Source organism: Pseudidiomarina aestuarii, assembly GCF_003987355.1.
Classification (GTDB): Bacteria; Pseudomonadota; Gammaproteobacteria; order Enterobacterales; family Alteromonadaceae; genus Pseudidiomarina; species Pseudidiomarina aestuarii.
Genome location: NZ_PIPR01000001.1, coordinates 413658 through 434708, shown reverse-complemented (window position 1 = coordinate 434708; position 21051 = coordinate 413658). Strand labels below are relative to the sequence as shown.

Below are 21051 nucleotides of genomic sequence, written 5' to 3'. Positions count from 1 at the left end.
TTAATCGAAGTTTGGGAGGTGAAGGCTACCGTCCGTTAATGACAGTACTGTTGAAACTTCGTGAAGAAATCGGGATAGGTCTTACGACAGCAATTGGGATCACGGATGGTCACGCCGGCGGTGCTAAAGCCCAGCAAAGCAAAACTCATGGCCATACGATGATCATCGTAAGTGTCAATGTGTCCATGAGAAATCACGGCAGGCGGGGTAATTTGAATGTAGTCACTGCCCTCTTCGACTGTCGCACCAACTTTTCTCAGCTCAGTCGCCATCGCCGCCAAGCGGTCGGTTTCTTTGATTCGCCAGTTAGCGATATTGCGAATTGTTGTTGGTCCATCGGCAAACAATGCCATTGTCGCAAAGGTCATAGCCGCATCCGGAATCGCATTCAAATCAGCATCGAAGCCATGAATATCGCCACCGGCAACATCAATATAGGTTTCTGCGACGGTTACCTTGCCACCAATGGCTCGTAGTTGCTCGGCAAAGGCCAGATCACCTTGAATACTTGCACTGCCGACGCCATGGACCCGCAGCGGACCTCCACCGAGCACCCCTGCCGCTAACCAGTAGGAAGCTGAGCTAGCATCTCCCTCAACCCAATATTGCTGTGGTGAGCGGTATCGCTGTCCACCCGGAATTATAAATTCATGTTTTGCGATGCGATGAATTTCAATGCCAAAGCGTTCCAACATGGCTAAGGTGAGCTCTATGTATGGCCACGAGACCACAGTACCAGTCAGTGTCAACAAGCTTTCCTGAGGTAGCAAGGGCAATGCCATCAAGAGAGCACTCACATATTGACTCGATTCGCTTCCATCAATACTGATTGAACCCCCGTGCATACCCGCGCGAATACTGAGCGGTGGATAGCCCTCCTCGGCAAGATATTGGATACCTGCATCACCCTGCAATAGCGCCGACACTAAAGCTTTGATAGGACGTTCCTGCATCCGAGCATCACCAGTGAGCTTGATATTTTGCGACTGCTTTAACGTACTGGCAAGCACTGCAACCAGGGGACGCATAGCTGTTCCTGCGTTCCCTAGGTAGAGTTGTTCAGGTATCTGAGACCAGTGTCCTCCGCAGCCTGTTACACGGACGGTAGTGGGATTCGCGTCAAACTCAATGGCGACACCGAGCGCTTGTAACGCTTCAAGCATACGTTCAGTATCGTCACTGCGTAACAAATTGGTCAATTCGGTCACAGCTGGCGAACCGTCATCAGTTGTACTCAACGCTGCCATCAGTAAGGCTCGATTCGCAATACTTTTAGAGCCAGGCACATGAATTTCACCTGCGCACTGCTGTAGTCCTTGGAGCCTGATGGTTTCCATAGTTAGCACAGCTACAGTATGGCTTCCATGGCGTCGATAAACGCCTGGTTTTCATGTTTGAGACCGATACTCACCCTTAAATGGCGCGGTAACTCGTAGCCCGCAACTGGACGTACGATCACACCGTGCTGCAACAGTTTCTGATATAAACCGGCCGCGTCAGAGCCCACTTCAATAGTGAGAAAGTTTCCGTATGATGGAATGTATGGCAATTCATGCTTTTCACAAAATGCTACCAATTGCGCCATCCCTGCATCATTCACCGCTACTGATTCATTTAGGTACGCTATATCATCAAGAGCAACTTCAGCAGCACGCAAACTTAAGCTATTCATATTAAATGGCTGACGAACGCGATTCATCAAATCAGCTAAATCAGGATGAGTCACCATGAAGCCCGCGCGCAAACCTGCTAGGCCATAGGCTTTTGAAAAGGTCCGGCTAACTACTAAATTGGGATAACGCTGAACCCAATCAATAGATGGCGCGCGTTGTGACTCTGGCACATATTCGTAGTACGCTTCATCGAGAACGACCAACACGTTCTCAGGAACCTTGGCGATAAAAGCTGCTAATTGTTCTGACGTTAAAAAAGTACCGGTTGGATTATTGGGGTTGGCAATAAAAATCATGCGCGTACGCGGTGTAATCGCCGCTAACATTGCATCCAAGTCGTGGCCATAATCTTTGGCTGGTACCGCAATACCCTTAGCTCCCAACGCTTGGGTCACTAGCGGATAGACGACAAAAGCGTGCTGTGAATAGATGACTTCATGCTCATCACTCACAAAGGTTCTTGCTAGCAACTCAAGCACATCATTCGAACCGTTACCCAAAGTAATTTGATTCGCGCGCACACCAAATTTTTCAGCAATTTTCGCTTTCAAGTAAAAACCATTCGCGTCCGGGTAGCGTGCTAAACCTGCTAGCGTCGCGGTCAGAGCCTCTTTAACGCGAGGACTCAAACCAAGCGGATTCTCATTCGAAGCCAGTTTCACGATATTCTTGATACCGAGCTCGCGCTCTACTTCTTCAATGGGCTTACCCGCTTGATAAGGGCTTAGATTGCGAATGCCTAAGTTGGCCAATTCGGTCGCGTTAAATGTCATGATTACACCTTGTGACTCGTAATACCGTTAATAGTTAATAGTTAATAGTTAATAGGTAATAGATAGTCGAAAGAGACTACCCTTTGGCTTTTTCGAAGTCGCGCATAAAGTCGAGTAAAGCGTCGACGCCAGCCATAGGCATAGCGTTATAGATGCTCGCGCGCATGCCGCCGACAAAGCGGTGACCTTTAAGCCCAACCAATCCCGCCGCCGCAGCTTGTTGTAAGAATTCACCGTCGAGCCGATTATCGGCTAACAGGAACGGCACGTTCATTATAGAACGGTAATTCGGATGGACTGGATTCGAATAGAAATCGGATTGATCAATGTATTCGTAAAGTTTATTTGCCTTGGCGTGGTTCATTCGCCCGATCGCCTCGACTCCACCTTGTCGCTTCAGCCACTGAAAAACGAGTCCAGACAAATACCAAGCAAATGTATTGGGGGTGTTATACATCGAGCCATCTTTCGCCTGAACGGTATAATCCATGATGGTTGAGGTATTACCTTGGGCTCTGCCCAGCAAATCATCACGGACTATCGCAATAGCAAAACCTGACGGACCGATATTCTTCTGGGCGCCGGCATAAATAACACCGAAGCGGCTCACATCCAAAGGCTCGGACAAAATGTTTGACGACATATCCGCAACTAACGGCACGTCTCCGACATCGGGAATATCATGTAATGCAATACCGTCCACGGTTTCGTTTGGGCAATAATGAAAATATGCCGGTGCGCTTGACCGTTGCCAAGTTTCTGGGGCACTAATCGCTCGACCTTGCGGCGTATCGACCGTTGCTCCCACCACATTCACTTGAGCCACGTATTTTTGGGCTTCGCGAATCGCAAAATCAGACCAAATACCACAATGCAAATAATCGACGGTTGCATCGGGCCCAGCAATATTTTGCGGCACCGCTGAAAACTGCCCTCGACCACCACCATGCATGAAGAGCACGCGATAGTTGTCGGGAATACTCATCAAATCGCGAAGATCTTGCTCTGCCGCCGCAGCCATATCCATAAAAGCTCGGTCACGGTGACTGATCTCCATCACTGAGATGCCGCTGTGATTCCAATTACGGAATTCCTCTTGGGCTTGCACCATGACTTCAGCCGGCAGCATTGCCGGCCCCGCAGAAAAGTTAAACGGGGCACTACTCATGCACTTTAATCCTCGTTTTTGTCCACCGGACTATCACTATCCATGTCACCGTCAGCGGCATCATCAGTTGCTTCCGCATCATCCAGCGCTTCTGGCTCTTCTACCAAATCTGCTGGATCAACAGGTTCAAGTGCATCGGTCTCTGCATCTTCATCGATCTCATCGATCCGCTGCATACCAACAACTTTCTCATCACCGGTGGTTCTTATCAGTCGCACACCTTGTGTGTTACGGCCAACCACGGAAACTTCACTGACTCGCGTTCGAACTAGGGTGGCGCGGTCACTGATCAACATAATTTGGTTGTTGGCGACCACTTCCATCGCTCCAACTACCGCACCATTACGTTCACTGACCTTAATTGAGACCACACCTTTGGTCGCGCGACTCTTCGCAGGATATTGACTAATCGGAGTACGCTTACCATAACCGTTTTCGGTCACCGTCAGTACCGCGGTTTCCGTCTCGTCTTCACCTAATTCAGGTTCGCTACGTGGCACAATCAACGACACCACGCGCTGCCCTGCTTCGAGGCGAATACCACGAACACCGGTAGCCGTACGACCCATTGAGCGCACTTGATCTTCGCTGAATCGAACCACTTTACCCGCGTCCGAGAACAGCATGATTTCGTCGCCGGCACTGGTTAGATCCACACCGATCAGTTCATCACCATCATTTAGGTTAAGAGCGATAATGCCACCATTACGTGGTCGTGAATAATCGACCAATGGGGTTTTCTTCACAGTCCCGTTACGCGTCGCCATTACGACAAACTTGTCTTCTGGATAGTCACGTGTCGGCAGAATCGCGGTGATACGCTCTTCAGCTTCAAGTGGCAATAAGTTCACAATAGGACGGCCACGCGAAATACGCGTCGCCAACGGCAGTTGGTAAACCTTCATCCAGTAAATCCGACCGCGCGTCGAGAAGCACAGAATAGTGTCATGGGTATTGGCCACCCAGAGTCTCTCGACGAAATCTTCGTCTTTCATCTTCGTCGCTGACTTGCCTTTACCACCACGACGCTGAGCCTCATACTCGGTCAACGGCTGATACTTCACGTAACCATGATGTGACAGTGTTACGACGACGTCTTCCTCGTTGATGAGGTCTTCCATGCTGATATCATGCATTGATGCGGTAATCTCGGTACGACGCGCATCACCATAATCGGCTCTAATTTTCTCAAGTTCTTCGCGAATCACTTCCATCAAGCGGTTGGAGTCATTCAAAATCAGCAACAGTTCTTCGATTTGCTGCAGCAGATTCTTATATTCTTCTAGGATTTTCTCATGCTCAAGTCCAGTCAACTTGTGCAGGCGTAAATCCAAAATCGCTTGCGCTTGTTCTTCGGTGAGATAGTACTGACCGTCGCGAATTCCAAACGCAGGATCCAAGTGATCAGGACGCGCAGCGTCAACACCAGCGCGCTCCAACATAGCTGCCACGTCACCTAACAACCACGCTTGTGCAGTTAAGCCAGCTTTCGCTTCCGCTGGTGTGGGTGAGCGCCGGATCAGCTCGATAATTTCGTCGATATTGGCCAGCGCAATAGCGAGACCTTCGAGGATATGTGCACGTTCACGCGCTTTACGCAGTTCATAAACCGAGCGGCGCGTCACCACTTCTCGACGGTGACGAATAAAGCATTCGAGCATATCGATAAGGGTAAACAAACGCGGTTGATTGCGATCCAAAGCCACCATGTTGATACCAAACACCACTTGCATTTGGGTATTGGCATACAGATGGTTCAGAACTACGTCGCTGACTTCGCCACGTTTCAATTCGATCACGATACGCATACCGTCTTTGTCAGACTCGTCGCGCAAGCCAGAAATGCCCTCGAGACGCTTCTCTTTGACCAGTTCCGCAATCTTTTCGATTAATCGTGCTTTGTTAACCTGATAAGGAATCTCAGTAACGATAATGGCTTCACGACCATTACTATCGGTCTCAATTTCAGCCTTAGCCCGCAAATGAATACGGCCACGACCGGTTTTATAAGCTTCGATGATGCCGGCACGACCTGAAATACTTGCCGCCGTCGGGAAGTCTGGACCCGGAATGTATTCCATCAATTCTTCAATGGTGATCGCCGGATTCTCAATCATCGCCAAACAGCCGTCGATAACCTCGGTCAAGTTATGCGGCGGGATATTGGTTGCCATACCGACAGCAATACCCGACGAACCGTTCACCAATAAGTTCGGGACCCGTGTTGGCAATACATCAGGGATTTGTTCAGTACCGTCATAGTTAGGGACAAAGTCGACGGTTTCCTTATCGAGGTCTGACAGCAATTCACTGGCAATTTTTGCCATGCGAATTTCGGTGTAACGCATAGCTGCAGCCGAGTCACCATCGACAGAACCGAAGTTACCTTGGCCGTCGACCAACATATAGCGCAATGAGAAAGGCTGGGCCATACGGACAATGGTGTCATACACAGCACTGTCACCGTGGGGGTGATACTTACCAATGACATCACCGACAATACGAGCTGATTTTTTATACGGCTTGTTAAAATCATTCCGCAATTCGTTCATCGCGAACAACACGCGTCGATGAACGGGTTTTAGACCATCGCGTACGTCTGGCAATGCACGTCCGACAATGACGCTCATCGCGTAATCGAGGTATGAACTCTTCAGTTCATCTTCAATATTGACCGGTACGACTTCTCTTGCGAGATCACTCATAGCTTTATCCCTAAACGATCATTCTTTTTATAATATTCAAACGGATTCCATTGTACCCGTAGCAAAATGCTATCGCATCCTTTTTCCGGCGCTTTTTTTAAGGCGGTAGGTTGAGTACACTGTACCCACTTTTTCGCCGTAGCAGAAGTATTATGAGCCTTAAACAGCCCGCACATGAAAATGTCGACCCGAATGAAATCGCAAAATTTAGTGCCCTCGCCTCACGCTGGTGGGATCCGGAAGGCGAGTTCAAACCCCTGCACGCTATTAATCCGCTGCGGTTAGACTTTATTCAGCAGCATAGCGACGGTGTCTTTGATCTGGATGTTCTCGATATCGGCTGTGGTGGCGGCATTCTTGCTGAAGGTTTAGCAAAAGCCGGAGCGCGAGTCACAGGTATAGATTTGGCTGAGCAATCCTTGGAAGTAGCTCGTCTGCATGCATTAGAGAGTCAACTGACTATTGATTACCGCTGTGTAGCCGCAGAAGATTTTGCTGAGCAACAACCATACCAGTTCGACGTGGTAACTTGCTTAGAGATGTTAGAACACGTGCCTGACCCCAGTAGTGTCGTGCGCGCAGCGAGTCAGTTGGTGAAACCCGGTGGTGTGGTGGTGTTCTCCACTTTAAATCGAAATCTCAAGTCGTGGTTACTAGGTATTGTCGCTGCTGAGTATGTCTTGCGCTGGGTGCCGCGGGGGACGCATGACCATAAACGCTTCATTCAACCGGCCGAACTGCTCAGAATGACTGATGCAGTCGGTCTATCAGCAATAACGATGACGGGTCTGCATTACTTACCATGGCGCGGCTTTTATTTAGACGAGCAAAATGTCGATGTGAACTATATTGTGGCGTTGCGTAAGCCTGAGTCTAAGGAGAACAGCTGATGTCTCTGACGAAGCCGCAAGCCATTCTCTTTGACCTTGATGGTACCTTGCTCGATACCGCACCTGATTTAGGCGCTGCACTTAATAAAGTACTCGCCGCAGAGGAGCGACCGTTGGTCACTGCGGAAGAATATACGCCGCTGGCCTCGCATGGTTCGGCGGGTTTGTTGAAGCACGCGTATGGTATTGACGAGTTTGAACAACGCAAACACGAGTTACGCACGGCATTTTTACAGGCCTATGCGGACTCCATTGCCAACGGCACAGCGCTCTACCCTGGCGTTATTGATCTGTTGGAAGCGCTCAAAACGCACTCTATAGCCGTTGCTATTGTGACCAACAAGCCGAGTAAACTGACTGAGCAACTGCTGCCTTACTACCCACAACTGCATGCTATAGATGTCGTTGTGTCTGGTGACACGTTAGCGGTCGCTAAACCGCATCCCGAACCACTCCTTCATGCAGCACAGCAACTCGGCGTCAGTGCCGAGGCTTGCTGGTACATTGGTGACGCTGAACGAGACATCCAAGCGGGCCGAGCGGCCGGCATGCGGACCATTCTCGCTGCGTACGGCTATATCCACAGTTCCGAGCAGCCGCACCTCTGGCAAGCTGATCACCAAATTCAGACGCCACTAGACCTATTATCGCTGCTGTAACCGAAAGACATGGAACGACCGCAAACACTAGATGTAGGGTTTGTGGTCACAATTTCTTCAAACATCTTGTGCAAGCCTTATAAATAGGCGCTTATGATTTGTATATCTTAAGAAGCTATCTGAAAGACCAAAAAATTCTTAAAAATAAGTTTTTCTCTGCTTGATTTTGCTAAAGCGTTATAACCACAACGCTTTTAGCCAGACACCTCGACCCAGTTGTCCGCTTACCCACACTTTTGTCGAAAAGAATCGCTTGATCATCCGTAGATCCATGACTACGATACCCAAAGCTAACAACCCTAGATATTGTGCAATTTTCGCTCGAAACACCTATTCAAAGCACTACATCTAGTGGTAACAAAAATAACTCATAACGATAAAAGTGACGGAAATACGCCCCATGAACCAACAGCTCTTCGTGACGAAACGTAGCGGTGAACGCGAACCTCTAGACCTCGATAAAATCCACCGAGTGATTAGTTGGGCCGCGGAAGGCCTGAATAATGTCTCAGTCTCACAAGTTGAGATTAAGTCACACATTCAATTTTATGACGGTATCAAAACCGAAGACATTCATGAAACCATCATTAAGGCTGCTGCTGATTTGATTTCGGAAGAAGCTCCGGACTATCAATACCTCGCCGCGCGGTTGGCCATCTTTCACTTGCGTAAATTAGCGTATGGCAAATTCGAGCCACCACACCTGTACCAGCAGGTGAAGCGAATGGTCGAAAACGGTCGTTATGACAAACACTTACTCGAAGACTACACCGAAGCTGAGTTCAATGAGTTGAACGATTACATGGATCATGGTCGCGACCTCAACTTCTCGTATGCCGCTGTGAAACAATTGGAAGGCAAATATCTAGTCCAGAACCGCGTCACTGGTGAAATCTATGAGAGCGCGCAGTTCCTTTACCTGCTCGTTGCGGCTTGCTTGTTTGCGAATTATCCTCGCGAAACCCGTTTGACCTACGTCAAACGCTTTTACGACGCGACCTCATTATTTAAGATCTCATTGCCGACACCAATCATGTCAGGTGTCCGCACGCCAACTCGCCAATTCAGCTCATGCGTATTAATCGAAGCGGGCGATAGCCTAGATTCTATCAATGCCACGGCGAGCGCCATCGTCAAATACGTATCACAGCGCGCTGGTATTGGAATTAACGCTGGGCGCATTCGTGCACTCGGTAGCCCAATTCGTAGCGGCGAAGCATTCCACACCGGCTGTATTCCGTTCTACAAATACTTCCAAACTGCGGTGAAAAGCTGCTCGCAAGGTGGCGTGCGTGGTGGTGCAGCGACCCTCTTCTATCCGCTATGGCACTTGGAAGTTGAAAACTTATTGGTATTAAAGAATAACCGCGGTGTTGAAGAAAACCGCGTACGTCACCTCGATTATGGCGTCCAGTTTAACAAGCTCATGTACCAACGTCTGATTAAAGACGATTACATCACCCTCTTCAGCCCATCGGATGTCCCTGGGTTGTATGACGCATTCTTTGCTGACCAAGTCGAGTTCGAACGCTTGTATCTTCAATACGAAGCTGATGACTCGATTCGGAAGAAACGTATCAAAGCCATAGAGCTCTTTGGGTTATATATGCAAGAGCGCGCCAGTACAGGTCGTATCTACTTGCAGAACGTTGACCACTGCAACACGCATAGCCCATTTGACCCCAAAGTTGCACCGATTCGACAAAGCAACTTGTGTCTCGAAATCGCGTTACCGACCAAGCCATTGCGTCATGTCAATGATGAGGAAGGCGAAATTGCGTTGTGTACGTTATCGGCATTCAACTTAGGTGCGATTAAATCACTCGATGAAATCGAAGAAATGGCGGATTTGGCAGTACGTGCCCTTGATAGTCTGCTCGATTATCAAGAGTATCCAGTGCCAGCAGCACTCAATGCCACTATGGGCCGTCGTACACTCGGTATTGGCGTGATCAACTTTGCCTATTACCTAGCCAAAAACGGTGTCCGTTACTCTGACGGGTCAGCCAATGGTTTGGTCCACAAGACATTCGAAGCGATTCAATATTATCTCATGAAAGCCTCGGTGAATTTGGCGAAAGAAGTAGGCGCATGTCCGAAGTTCAACGAGACCACATACTCGCAAGGCTTGATGCCAACCGATACCTATAAAAAAGAACTCGATGCCGTTTGTTCAGAACCACTGCATCTGGATTGGGATCAATTGCGCGCGGATGTCAAAAAATACGGTATGCGTAACTCCACGCTGTCGGCGTTGATGCCATCAGAAACATCATCGCAAATTTCGAATGCAACGAACGGTATCGAGCCACCACGTGGCCATATCAGTATCAAAGCATCGAAAGATGGTGTCACCAAGCAAGTTGTCCCTGAATACGAAACGCTGAAAGATGCGTATGAGTTGCTGTGGACTATCCCGAACAACAAAGGCTATTTGGAATTAGTCGGCATTATGCAGAAGTTTGTCGATCAAACCATTTCTGCCAACACCAACTACGACCCGAACAAGTTTGAGGGTGGCAAGGTTCCGATGAAGCAGTTACTACAAGATCTGCTCTATGCCTACAAACTGGGCGTCAAGACTTTGTACTACCACAACACTCGCGATGGTGCGTCTGACAACCAAGTCGATCTGCGCGATAAAATTGACCAAAAACAAGTAGAAGCAGCAAACCAGAGCGCAACCGTTGACGTAAGTGAAGAAGACGATGATTGTGCAGGCGGCGCTTGTAAAATCTAACGCATCTGATGAGAAAGGAAGTAGTAACGCATGAGTTATTCGACATTTAATAAGAATCAGATCAACCCACTGACCGAACCTATGTTTTTCGGTAACTCGGTTAACGTTGCTCGTTATGACCAACAAAAACACAGTATTTTTGAAAAGCTCATTGAAAAGCAAATTAGCTTCTTCTGGCGTCCAGAAGAAGTTGATGTGAGCCGTGATCGGGTTGACTTCAATAATTTAACCAGTGCAGAGAAGCACATTTTCATCTCCAACTTAAAGTATCAAACACTGTTAGACTCGGTACAGGGTCGCAGTCCGAATATTGCTTTACTGCCGATAGTGTCGATACCTGAGTTGGAAACCTGGATTGAAACTTGGTCATTCTTTGAGACTATCCATTCGCGCTCATACACGCATATTCTGCGTAATTTGTTTACTGACCCGAGTGAAGTTTTTGAAGATATCGTAATCAACGAAGAGATTCAGAAGCGAGCCAATGATATCTCGCAATATTACGACGATCTGATTTTCTACACGCAACTCTGGCAGACCCATGGTGAAGGCGAAATTGAGGTACATGGTGAAGTCCACAATGTCACCATGCGTGAATTGAAGAAGAAGCTGTTTTTATGCATCAACTCAGTCAATGCGTTGGAAGCGATTCGGTTCTACGTCAGCTTTGCTTGTACCTTTGCCTTTGCTGAGCGTGACTTGATGGAAGGCAACTCGAAGATCATTCGTCTGATTGCACGTGATGAGAACTTGCACTTGGTGTCGACCCAGCAGATTCTGAATTTATGGCAATACGGATCTGATGATCCTGAGATGAAAGAAATTGCTGAAGAGCTTCGTGAAGAAGCCTTGGCGATCTTTATGAAGGCCGTCGAGCAAGAGAAAGAATGGGCACATTATCTATTCCGTGATGGTTCGATGATTGGTTTGAACGAAGAGATCCTCTGCCAATACGTTGAGTACATTGCCAATTTACGGATGGAAGCTATTGGCTTTGACGCGCCGTTCAAACAACGGAGTAATCCTTTACCATGGATGAACAAATATTTGGTTTCTGACAATGTCCAAGTGGCACCTCAAGAAGCCGAAATTTCATCCTATTTAGTCGGTCAAATTGATAGCCAAGTCAGCGCTTCTGACTTGGGAGATTTCGATTTATAACTGGTAACCATGACCACTACATTCCGAGTGAAAGTCAACGGTCAGCATGAGCTGACCGTTGATCCATCTGAAGGTACGCTATTGGAAGCTATGGAAGCCGCCAATATCGACACTCACTATCATTGCCGTGATGGTTTTTGTGGTGCCTGTCGAACTAAGCTCGTCAGTGGTGATGTCTATTACATTAATGAGCCGCTGGCCTTTGTTAGACCCGGCGACTGTCTACCCTGTTGTTGTGTCCCCGCTTCAGACCTTGATCTCGATCATTAATCGATTTCTTATGTAGTGATTATTCAGCAAAGCTATTGGTCTCTAGGTACGATTTATAGGAAAATATGTTCTGTTTTACTGCATTAGAAGCGAGAAAGGAGTTCTATGTTTACTGTAATTTTTGGTCGCCCTGGCTGCCCGTACTGTGTCCGCGCCAAGCAGATAGCCGAAAAGCTCACGGCTGATCGCGATGACTTCGAGTTTCGCTACATCGACATGCTCGAAGAAGGTATTACTAAAGCGGATCTAGAAAAAACGGTGGGTGCACCGGTTCACACAGTGCCACAAATCTTTATTGACGAACGTCATGTTGGCGGCTGTACCGAATTTGAAGCTTATGCTCGCGCAAATCTAGGTCTATACGCGTAAATATCAGCGTAAAACCACTGACCGTCTAGATAAAGGCACTCAATCGAGTGCCTTTATTGCTTGTTCGACCCGCTTCTCAGAGATTGGTACACGCGTTCCGAGCGTTTGCGCAAACAAACTTACCCGTAACTCTTCAATCAACCATGGCAATTCACGCCAATCTGGCTGTTGCAGCTTGGTATTACTCTGCTTTGCTCGTTTAGCCTGGTACTGTTGCCATAATTTATCGATCACTAAAGTTTGTAAACGATCTCGATTCGGATCCACTGGCAGTTTATCGAGACGGCGCTCAATCGCTTTTAAATACCGTTCAATATCCACCAAACGATGTGCGCCCGCCGCGCTTACGAAACCCGGATAAACAAGCTGATCTAATTGCTGCGCGATATCACCATGGGCTTGAATTTGATCCAGTGGTACACGTCCTTTTAGTCGTTTCCGGATTGCTTGGCTCAGAATTAAACAAGGTTCCACACGCTGCGCTATTGCCGTTACCCGATCATTAAGCTCCGCTCGCGCTTGTTCTAATAACGTCTTGAACGCAGTTGCATCGCGATTGGCCAAAGCACCGCCATGCTCTTCAATCAGTTGATTCAGCGCAGCCACTACACAATCCTGAATTAGTTCATCGACTTTGCCCCAAGGATTGTAATACATGGCTAATTTAGCCTTGTTAGACAGAGATTGTTGCAGGTACCGAACCGGAGATGGTAACTGAACCAGGAGCAACTGACGTAAACCTTTTAAGTGCGCCTGAGCCGCTTTTTCTGGGGAATCAAAGAGCTCCTGTCGAACACCTTGTTCAAAAGGGACTAATGCCGGATACGCCTTAATCGAAAATCCTTGTTGTTGCTGCTCCAACACCTCTGGTAGCTCGCCAAATTGCCAGTCCGTGGCGACCGCTTTAGTTTGCTCCTTCGGTTTGTCATCGACCGCTTGTCGCAACGCATGTTTCACTCGATTTTGCAGTTGCGACTTCAACGCTTTAAGGTCACGACCTTGGGCAACCAACTGTGGCTTCTGTTTACCCGGCGGGCTTGCCCAAATGGCAAAGTTCATTTGCAGATGCACAGGTAACTGGCTGGAATCCCACGCTTCAATCGGTACCGTGACACCGGTCATTCGCCGCAATTTTGCTGCTAAGACCTCCAATAACGGCTCCCGGATATCTGGCTCAGCGCCGATATCAGCCAGAAACGCTTGTGCATAATTCGGTGCCGGCACAAAATTTCGCCGCCATGACTTCGGTAAGCTTTTGATCCAAGCCATGACCAACTCTTCGCGCAGTGCCGGAATCAACCAATCGAAGCCCACGACCTCCACTTGATTCAATAATGTCAACGGAATATCCACGGTGACGCCATCATCCAACTCACCCGGTTCAAACCGATATCTGAGCGGCAATCGAATGCCATCTTGTTGCCAAATGTCGGGATAAGCCGCTGAAGTGACATGACTAGCGTCTTGAGCGAGTAAATCAGACCGTTCAAAAAATAGTAGCCGTGGCGCTTGTTTAACGGCTTTATGCCACCAGCCACTCAACAGTTGCTGATTATAGATTCCCTCTGGTATTTCAGCGTCATAGGCTGCGAACAGTGCTTCATCGTCAACGAGAATGTCGCGCCGCCGTGATTTCTCTTCGAGTTCCTGAACTTGCTGGATCAATGCTAGGTTGTGTTGCACAAAAGGCAATGGGCGCTTCAGTTGACCTTGCACTAATGCCTCTCGAATGAACAGTTCACGCGCTTCAACGGGGTTAATCGGGCCATACTGAACTGAGCGCTTTGGAACGATAATCAAACCAAATAATGTGACCTGCTCATCGGCTATCACTGAGCCTTGCTTACTGGAAAAATGCGGCTCGAAATAGTTCCGCTTGACCAAATGTATTGCTGCAGGCTCTACCCACTCCGGCTCAATTCGGGCGTTCACTCGCGCAAAGAGTCGCGATGTTTCCACCAATTCGGCACTCATCAACCATTTTGGAGACTTCTTAAAGAGTCCAGAACCCGGAGATACATAGAACTTACGGTTTCGGGCACCAAGAAATTCATGCCCTTCTTCTTTGGTGCCAAGATGCGACAACAGGCCGGTCAGCAGTGCTCGGTGAATCGCTTCATAGCTCGCCGGCTCTTGATTGATTCGATAACCCAAGCCGCGCACAGTTTGTCGAATTTGCGTGTACACATCTTGCCACTCACGCATGCGCAGAAAATGTATAAACTCCGACTGTAGTCGTTTTCTAAATTGGGTTTTGGAGAGCTCATCTTGAAGCTCTCTGGCATAGTTCCAGAGCTTCAAATAAGCCAAAAAATCCGAATCCTTGTCATGAAATCGTTGATGCAGCTCATCAGCTTTTTGTTTCGCTGCTTGCGGTCGTTCGCGAGGATCTTGAATACTCAGCGCAGCGACAATCACCATGACCTCTTGCACACAGCCAAATTCGTTCGCGGCCAACACCATTCGACCTAGTCTCGGATCAATCGGCAATTGGGCGAGCTGACGTCCTAATGGAGTTAGCTGAGCGCCACCACGGCGTTTCCGACCATTGGAGCGAACGGCATGTAGCTCCTGCAACAAATTAAATCCATCATTGATAAACCGCTCATCGGGTCGATCAATGAATGGAAACTTACGGATATCACCGAGCTTAGCTGCTGTCATTTGTAAAATAACCGCGGCTAGGTTTGTTCGAAGTATTTCTGGTTCGGTGTACTCAGGTCGGAGCGAGAAGTCATCCTCGCTATACAAGCGTATGCAAATACCGGGAGCTACGCGTCCACAGCGCCCTTTTCGTTGGTTGGCACTCGCCTGTGAAATCTTTTCAATCGGTAATCGCTGCACTTTGGTGCGATAGCTATAACGACTAATCCGTGCCGTCCCTGGGTCAATCACATAACGAATACCTGGCACCGTCAACGATGTTTCAGCCACGTTCGTTGCAATCACAATGCGTCGGTTGCTATGCGATTGAAAAATCCGATTTTGTTCACTGTTGGAAAGACGTGAGAATAACGGCAACAGCTCAGTGTCATGCAAATCCAAGTCACTCAGAGCTTCGGCAAAATCGCGAATTTCTCGCTCACCACTGGCAAAAATCAAAATGTCGCCGGGGCCTTCACGACGTAATTCTTGTACCGCATCGCACACACCTTGAATGACATCACCCGAGTCTTCACGGCTATCTGCATCGCGATCCTGAAGCGGTCGATAACGCACTTCAACCGGATAAGTGCGCCCTTCAACCGTGATAATAGGTGCCGCGTTGAAGTGCTTAGCGAAACGCTCGGTTTCGATAGTCGCAGAGGTAATGACAACCTTAAGATCGGGTCGTTTAGGCAGGAGTTGCGCCAGTACACCCAGCAAAAAGTCGATATTGAGACTACGCTCGTGTGCTTCATCAATAATGATTGCGTCATAATCACGCAACAGTGGATCCGCTTGCACCTCAGCCAGCAGCATACCGTCAGTCATCAGCTTAATAGCGGTACCGGCATGAGTTTCGTCTTGAAAGCGAATCTTATAACCCACCAACTGCCCGACAGCCGTCTGTAGCTCTTCTGCAATGCGCTGTGCCACGCTTCGTGCAGCGAGCCGGCGCGGTTGCGTATGACCAATTTTACGAGCGGGCTGCGACGAATCTTGGTTCGGTGGTTGTCCATAGCCTAATTCGAGCAGCATTTTCGGTAACTGAGTGGTTTTACCAGAACCGGTCTCACCGGCAATAATAACCACCTGATGCGTCTGGATCGCTCTCTGAATCTCAGCTTTGGCTTGTACGACCGGAAGTTCGGCTGGATAGTGAATGGACTGCACGCGCTGCCTTAAGGAATCAATGAGTAGACAGCGCGTAGTTTACCAGTGTATGACAGCGATGTTTAGCGCTGCCGATAATGATTCTGGAGGTGGACGTCAATTGCTCGCAACACATCGGTTCGCGTAATAATACCGACCAATATGCCACTGCTATCGACGACGGGATAGATTTTCGGCTTATTGGACTGCATGGATTGCGCCAAGTCGGTGATACTGTGATGATCGACAACCATCAGTACATCGCCTTTGAACATGCAATCGCCAACATTGGCGCTTTGTTCATTGTGATAGGTATCGCGTAACATAGCCGCTAAGCAATCTTGTTCGGATAGAAAGCCAACAACACGTTGTTGGTCATCCACCACAGGACCCCCACGCTGATGACTTTGTAAAAGTCGTTCGACCGCATGTTCAATCGACATCGATGCAGTAAACACCACGGGATGTCGATTCATGTAATCCGCCACCGTTAACGATTGCATACCACCTCCAAAGTTCACTGTTCACTGTTCACTGTTCACTAGTGATTATAGTTAATCTTTGTAGATTGCGACTTCGATCGTTTGATTCGCTTGCCGACTTGCGCGATACATTCCTTCCGTATTAAACGGCAAGTGAACGCGACCATCTTTATCGACAATAATCACCCCGCCCGTTCCACCAGCGGGCAATAAGACGTCATGAATGACTGTATCGCCTGCGGTGTAGACATCGAGGTCCTGATATTTCATGCGATTACAAATATCCGCTGCAACTTGATAGCGAATAAAGTACTCGCCATGTCCGGTGGCACTGACTGCGCAGCTTTCATTATCCGCCCACGTACCAGCACCGATAATCGGCGAGTCACCAACTCGACCCCAGCGTTTGGCTGTCATGCCACCCGTGGAGGTCGCCGCGGCTAAATTCCCCGCCTTATCACGCGCTACCGCACCAACCGTTCCATATTTATAGCGTTGGTCGAGGTTTAGATATGCTTGTTTATCAGGCTGTTCACCTAACTTCGCACGCGCCGCTTCCAATTGCTGATAGCGCGCGGGCGTATTAAAGTAGCTATTCTCGACTTGCTCAAGGCCCTGTAACCGTGAAAACTCCTCAGCACCTTCGCCGCTTAACATCACATGAACCGAGTTTTCCATAACAGCACGCGCTAATGTAATCGGGCTCTTTACTGTTTTCACGCCGGCAACCGCTCCTGCTTCACGTGTGGCGCCATCCATAATCGAAGCATCTAATTCATGCTCGCCATCGAAGGTATACACGGCACCACGACCCGCGTTAAACAATGGAGACTCTTCCATAATGGTGACCGCCGCTACCACGGCATCCATACTGGTACCACCCGATTCGAGAACAGCATATCCGGCATTGATTGCCTCAGTTAACTTGGCTTCATAGGCCGCTTCCTGTTCCGCTGACAAATTCGCTCGAGTAATGGTTCCCGCACCGCCGTGAATCGCAATCGCAAACTCCGCGCCGTCTGCATGATCAGCAGCCACTGCTGCAGGGCTGAGTATTAACAAAGTCGAAAGTAATAAATGTCGCATGACCGCTCCGTTGTTCAAAAGATGCTCATAGCTATTAGATATGAGTTACTCGTAAAACAAAAGACCGAAAGCCTAGCTTGAACCGGTAAAGCGGACCATTTATCTCGTATCACGCAACCGAGTATCCAGTAACTAGCCGCCACTAGCAGTGTGTTGTTGGCTGTTTCCTTACCGATACGATATTCTGTTGCCACGAGCGAACAACCGATAGATAGCGAATCCATGCAAGAACCCACCTTCTACTGGCATGATTATGAGACTTGGGGTGCCAATCCGCAGGTTGACCGACCGGCACAGTTTGCTGGACTGCGAACCACGCTAGATGGCACACCTGTGGGGCGGCCGTTGATGCTATATTGTCAGCCGACACCTGATTTCTTGCCACATCCGCAAGCCGTCATGATTACCGGCATTACGCCGCAACATGCGCTCAAGCAAGGCTCAAACGAAGCCGCTTTTGCGGAGCGAATCGCTGCCGAATTCTCGCAACCGAATACCACCATCATCGGCTATAACAACATAGCTTTTGATGACGAAGTCACACGCCATCTGTTCTATCGAAACTTTATCGATCCCTATGCACATACCTGGCAACAGCAGAATTCGCGTTGGGATCTGATTGATTTGGTGCGTGCCTGCTATGCATTGCGTCCGGAGGGAATCAAATGGCCCTATCATGATGATGGACGGGTTAGTATGAAGTTAGAACATCTCACCAAAGCCAATGGGATTGATCATGGACAAGCCCATGATGCGCTAGCAGATGTGAATGCAACGATTGCTATGGCGATGAAGATCAAACAAGCACAGCCCAAGCTGTTTGAATACGCTTATGGCTTACGTCGTAAGCAAGCGGTGCAACAACACATCAAATTGGCCGAGTTCAAACCTCTCGTACATATCAGTGGTTTCTATGGCGCTGAGAATGGTTATTTAAGTCTGATTATGCCGCTGGCCTATCATCCGGAACAGACCAATGGCTTGATCTATTGGGATCTACGGGTTGACCCGCGCGTTTTTGAAAACGCAAGTCATGACGAATTGGTAGACTGGCGCTTTACACGCCGAAACACATTGCGTGAACAACAACGTCCATTTTTTGCTGGTAACACGCTGCATACCAATAAATGTCCATTCATCGCCGACCCGCGGGTTCTCGATAGTGAGCGAGCGCAGCATTGGCAAATTGATCTTGAGGCCTGCGCTCGTCATCGCGATTACCTGATTCAACAGCCTGAATTGCGTGAAAGATTGCTACAAGCTGCGCTAGAACAAAGACAGTACGAACAGAGCAGCGACCCTGATTTGATGCTCTACAGCGGCGATTTTTTTTCCGACCAAGACCGCTCCAATATGGATATTATACGCGCCACTGCGCCCGACCAACTTGCCGGCTTGTCATTGAACTTTGCCGACCCTCGGTTACCTATCATGTTGTTTCGATATCGTGCCCGTAACTATCCGGCCACACTGACCGACCAAGAACTGCAACGCTGGCGGAGCTTCTGTCAAGAACGTCTGACGCACCCACCTGCAAAAGGGTTAAATGCTGAGCAATTTCTGCTTGAATTACAGCGTTTAAGTGAGCAGTATCAAGAGCATCCTAATCAATTACGACTGCTTAATGACCTCTATCAATATGCGCAACAGCTTTGATTTTATTATTGTCGGCGGTGGCTCCGCAGGCTGTGTTCTAGCAAATCGCTTGTCGGCTTGTGGTCGCTTTCACGTTGCTTTGATTGAAGCAGGACCGGCAGCCACCTCTCCTTTTTCAACCATGCCGGGCGGTGTTGCACGGTTTATGCACAGTCGCCGGTTTAACTGGTTGAATCGCAGTTCTGATGCAGCCCCGTTGCGGGCAGGCAAAGGGCTCTATGCGCCACGTGGTAAAGGTCTGGGTGGCAGCAGCGCCATTAACGCGATGATTTATACCCGCGGCTTACCCAGTGACTACAATCGCTGGGCGGAAACTGCCGGCGAGCATTGGAATTGGGAGCATGTGTTACCTGTATTCAAGCGGCTCGAGTCAAACACGCGCGGTGCGAATGCTTATCATGGCGCTGATGGCCCACTGCATGTCAGTGATGTTGCACCGCATTTTGCTGTTGCAAAAGCATTCCTTCAGGCAGCGCAAGAAGCTGGATACCCGCTCAATCCAGATTTTAATGGCGAGAGTTTGGAAGGATTTGGCCCGTTTCAATTTACGATTAAAAACGGCGAGCGTTTCAGTGCCAAACGCGCATTCTTGGAACCCGTTATCGATCGCGTCAATCTCCATATCTTGTCTGCTACTGCCGTTGAAAAGATCCTGTTCAACAGTAGTGGTGAAGCGCAAGGTGTTCAAATTCGGCACGGCAAGCTGGTCTCAAGCCTCACGGCATCGCGGGAAGTGCTTTTAAGCGCCGGCGCATTTAATTCACCGCAACTGTTATTGCTATCGGGTATAGGCCCGCGAGAACAGTTACGCAGCCATGGTATTGAGGTGATCGCGGACAGGCAGGAAGTTGGCGCGAATTTGCAAGAACATGTCGATATTACCGTTCACGTGCGCAACAAAAAACGCGACACCATATCTTTAAATCCACTTGGATTGCTGCAATTAGCCGGTCAAACTTGGAAGTATTGGCGTCATCGCAAAGGGGCGATGGCCCATCCCCCCTGTGAAGTAGGCGGATTTATCAAATCGAACGATCAGCAAGCAGAGCCTGACTTGCAACTACACCTCGTCAGTACACTCTTTAATGACAGTGGCTATGATCTGACACCTGCCCTGCGCTACGGCTTTTCGTGTCATGTCTGCGTATTACGTCCGCAAGCACGCGGGACCTTGACCTTAGCGAGTTCAGACCCGCGTCAACCACCGCGTATTCAATTTAATTTTCTCGATAACGAAGCCGATCAGCAAGCGCTTATTGCGGGCGTCAGACAGGTCCAACAGATCATGCAGCAACCCGCTTTAGCCAGTCACTATGGTGGTGAATTAATGCCCGGTCAGTTCGACGATGATGAGGAATTATTGGCGCAGTTACAGCGACATTGTGGCCTTATTTATCACCCGACTAGTACCTGCCGGATGGGGCTTGATGCCGACGCCGTTGTGGATGAAAAACTGCGAGTTCGTGGAGTGCACAACTTACGTGTTATTGACGCATCAGTCATGCCACAAGTGATTAGCGGCAACACCAATGCGCCCACCATGATGATTGCTGAGCAGGCTGCTGACTTTATCTTGGCTGACTACAGTTAACACCGCGTCAGCCAAGTTACAGTCAACTCGTCC

General features: G+C 48.9%; 15 protein-coding genes. 8 read left to right on the top strand and 7 right to left on the bottom strand.

Annotated elements, in window-relative coordinates; all coding sequences use genetic code 11:
• Window positions 1-35: 35 nt before the first annotated feature.
• The 4 genes from aroA to gyrA form a co-directional block, all read right to left on the bottom strand.
• Window positions 36-1337 (bottom strand): 3-phosphoshikimate 1-carboxyvinyltransferase, encoded by a 1302-nt coding sequence (aroA, locus tag CWE22_RS01975; protein ID WP_169929722.1) that lies wholly within the window; start codon window positions 1335-1337, stop codon window positions 36-38.
• 11 nt (window positions 1338-1348) lie between these two features.
• Window positions 1349-2449, bottom strand: a complete 1101-nt coding sequence (gene hisC, locus CWE22_RS01970) for a histidinol-phosphate transaminase (RefSeq protein ID WP_169930989.1) — start codon at window positions 2447-2449, stop codon at window positions 1349-1351.
• A gap of 73 nt (window positions 2450-2522) precedes the next feature.
• Window positions 2523-3614, bottom strand: a complete 1092-nt coding sequence (gene serC / locus CWE22_RS01965; protein ID WP_169929721.1) for a 3-phosphoserine/phosphohydroxythreonine transaminase — start codon at window positions 3612-3614, stop codon at window positions 2523-2525.
• Window positions 3615-3619: 5 nt separating this feature from the next.
• Window positions 3620-6319: a DNA topoisomerase (ATP-hydrolyzing) subunit A gene (gene gyrA / locus CWE22_RS01960; RefSeq protein ID WP_169929720.1), complete on the bottom strand. Its 2700-nt coding sequence runs from the start codon at window positions 6317-6319 to the stop codon at window positions 3620-3622.
• A 152-nt stretch (window positions 6320-6471) separates the two neighbouring features.
• Here gyrA and ubiG point away from each other — a divergent pair, with 152 nt between their 5' ends.
• The 6 genes from ubiG to CWE22_RS01930 all read left to right on the top strand — a co-directional run bounded on the left by ubiG (window position 6472) and on the right by CWE22_RS01930 (window position 12408).
• Window positions 6472-7209 carry a bifunctional 2-polyprenyl-6-hydroxyphenol methylase/3-demethylubiquinol 3-O-methyltransferase UbiG gene (gene ubiG, locus CWE22_RS01955; protein ID WP_169929719.1) on the top strand — a complete coding sequence of 246 codons (738 nt, stop codon included), beginning with the start codon at window positions 6472-6474 and terminating at the stop codon, window positions 7207-7209.
• Window positions 7209-7868, top strand: coding sequence for a phosphoglycolate phosphatase (gene gph, locus CWE22_RS01950; RefSeq protein WP_169929718.1), 660 nt, complete (start codon window positions 7209-7211; stop codon window positions 7866-7868). The genes ubiG and gph overlap by 1 nt, the downstream gene beginning before the upstream one ends.
• A gap of 400 nt (window positions 7869-8268) precedes the next feature.
• Window positions 8269-10608: a class 1a ribonucleoside-diphosphate reductase subunit alpha gene (gene nrdA, locus CWE22_RS01945; protein WP_169929717.1), complete on the top strand. Its 2340-nt coding sequence runs from the start codon at window positions 8269-8271 to the stop codon at window positions 10606-10608.
• A gap of 30 nt (window positions 10609-10638) precedes the next feature.
• Entirely contained in the window at window positions 10639-11769 is a 1131-nt protein-coding gene (gene nrdB / locus CWE22_RS01940; RefSeq protein WP_169929716.1) for a class Ia ribonucleoside-diphosphate reductase subunit beta, read from the top strand.
• Between the two features lie 9 nt (window positions 11770-11778).
• On the top strand, window positions 11779-12039 hold the full coding sequence (gene yfaE / locus CWE22_RS01935) for a class I ribonucleotide reductase maintenance protein YfaE (protein ID WP_169929715.1): 261 nt from the start codon (window positions 11779-11781) through the stop codon (window positions 12037-12039).
• Window positions 12040-12144: 105 nt separating this feature from the next.
• Window positions 12145-12408 carry a GrxA family glutaredoxin gene (locus tag CWE22_RS01930; protein WP_169929714.1) on the top strand — a complete coding sequence of 88 codons (264 nt, stop codon included), beginning with the start codon at window positions 12145-12147 and terminating at the stop codon, window positions 12406-12408.
• Between the two features lie 39 nt (window positions 12409-12447).
• Here the strand turns inward: CWE22_RS01930 and hrpA are convergent, their stop codons facing one another.
• From hrpA to CWE22_RS01915, 3 genes are all read right to left on the bottom strand, one after another.
• Entirely contained in the window at window positions 12448-16224 is a 3777-nt protein-coding gene (hrpA, locus tag CWE22_RS01925) for an ATP-dependent RNA helicase HrpA (protein WP_244595930.1), read from the bottom strand.
• A 62-nt stretch (window positions 16225-16286) separates the two neighbouring features.
• Complete coding sequence (locus tag CWE22_RS01920) at window positions 16287-16706, bottom strand: CBS domain-containing protein (RefSeq protein WP_169929713.1); 420 nt, start codon at window positions 16704-16706, stop codon at window positions 16287-16289.
• A gap of 51 nt (window positions 16707-16757) precedes the next feature.
• Entirely contained in the window at window positions 16758-17771 is a 1014-nt protein-coding gene (locus tag CWE22_RS01915) for an isoaspartyl peptidase/L-asparaginase family protein (protein WP_169929712.1), read from the bottom strand.
• Window positions 17772-17993: 222 nt separating this feature from the next.
• Here CWE22_RS01915 and sbcB point away from each other — a divergent pair, with 222 nt between their 5' ends.
• A complete protein-coding gene (sbcB, locus tag CWE22_RS01910; protein WP_169929711.1) occupies window positions 17994-19427 on the top strand; it encodes an exodeoxyribonuclease I in 1434 nt (477 codons plus the stop codon).
• Window positions 19396-21018, top strand: coding sequence for a GMC family oxidoreductase (locus tag CWE22_RS01905; RefSeq protein WP_244595929.1), 1623 nt, complete (start codon window positions 19396-19398; stop codon window positions 21016-21018). The genes sbcB and CWE22_RS01905 overlap by 32 nt, the downstream gene beginning before the upstream one ends.
• The last annotated feature ends 33 nt before the right edge of the window (window positions 21019-21051 follow it).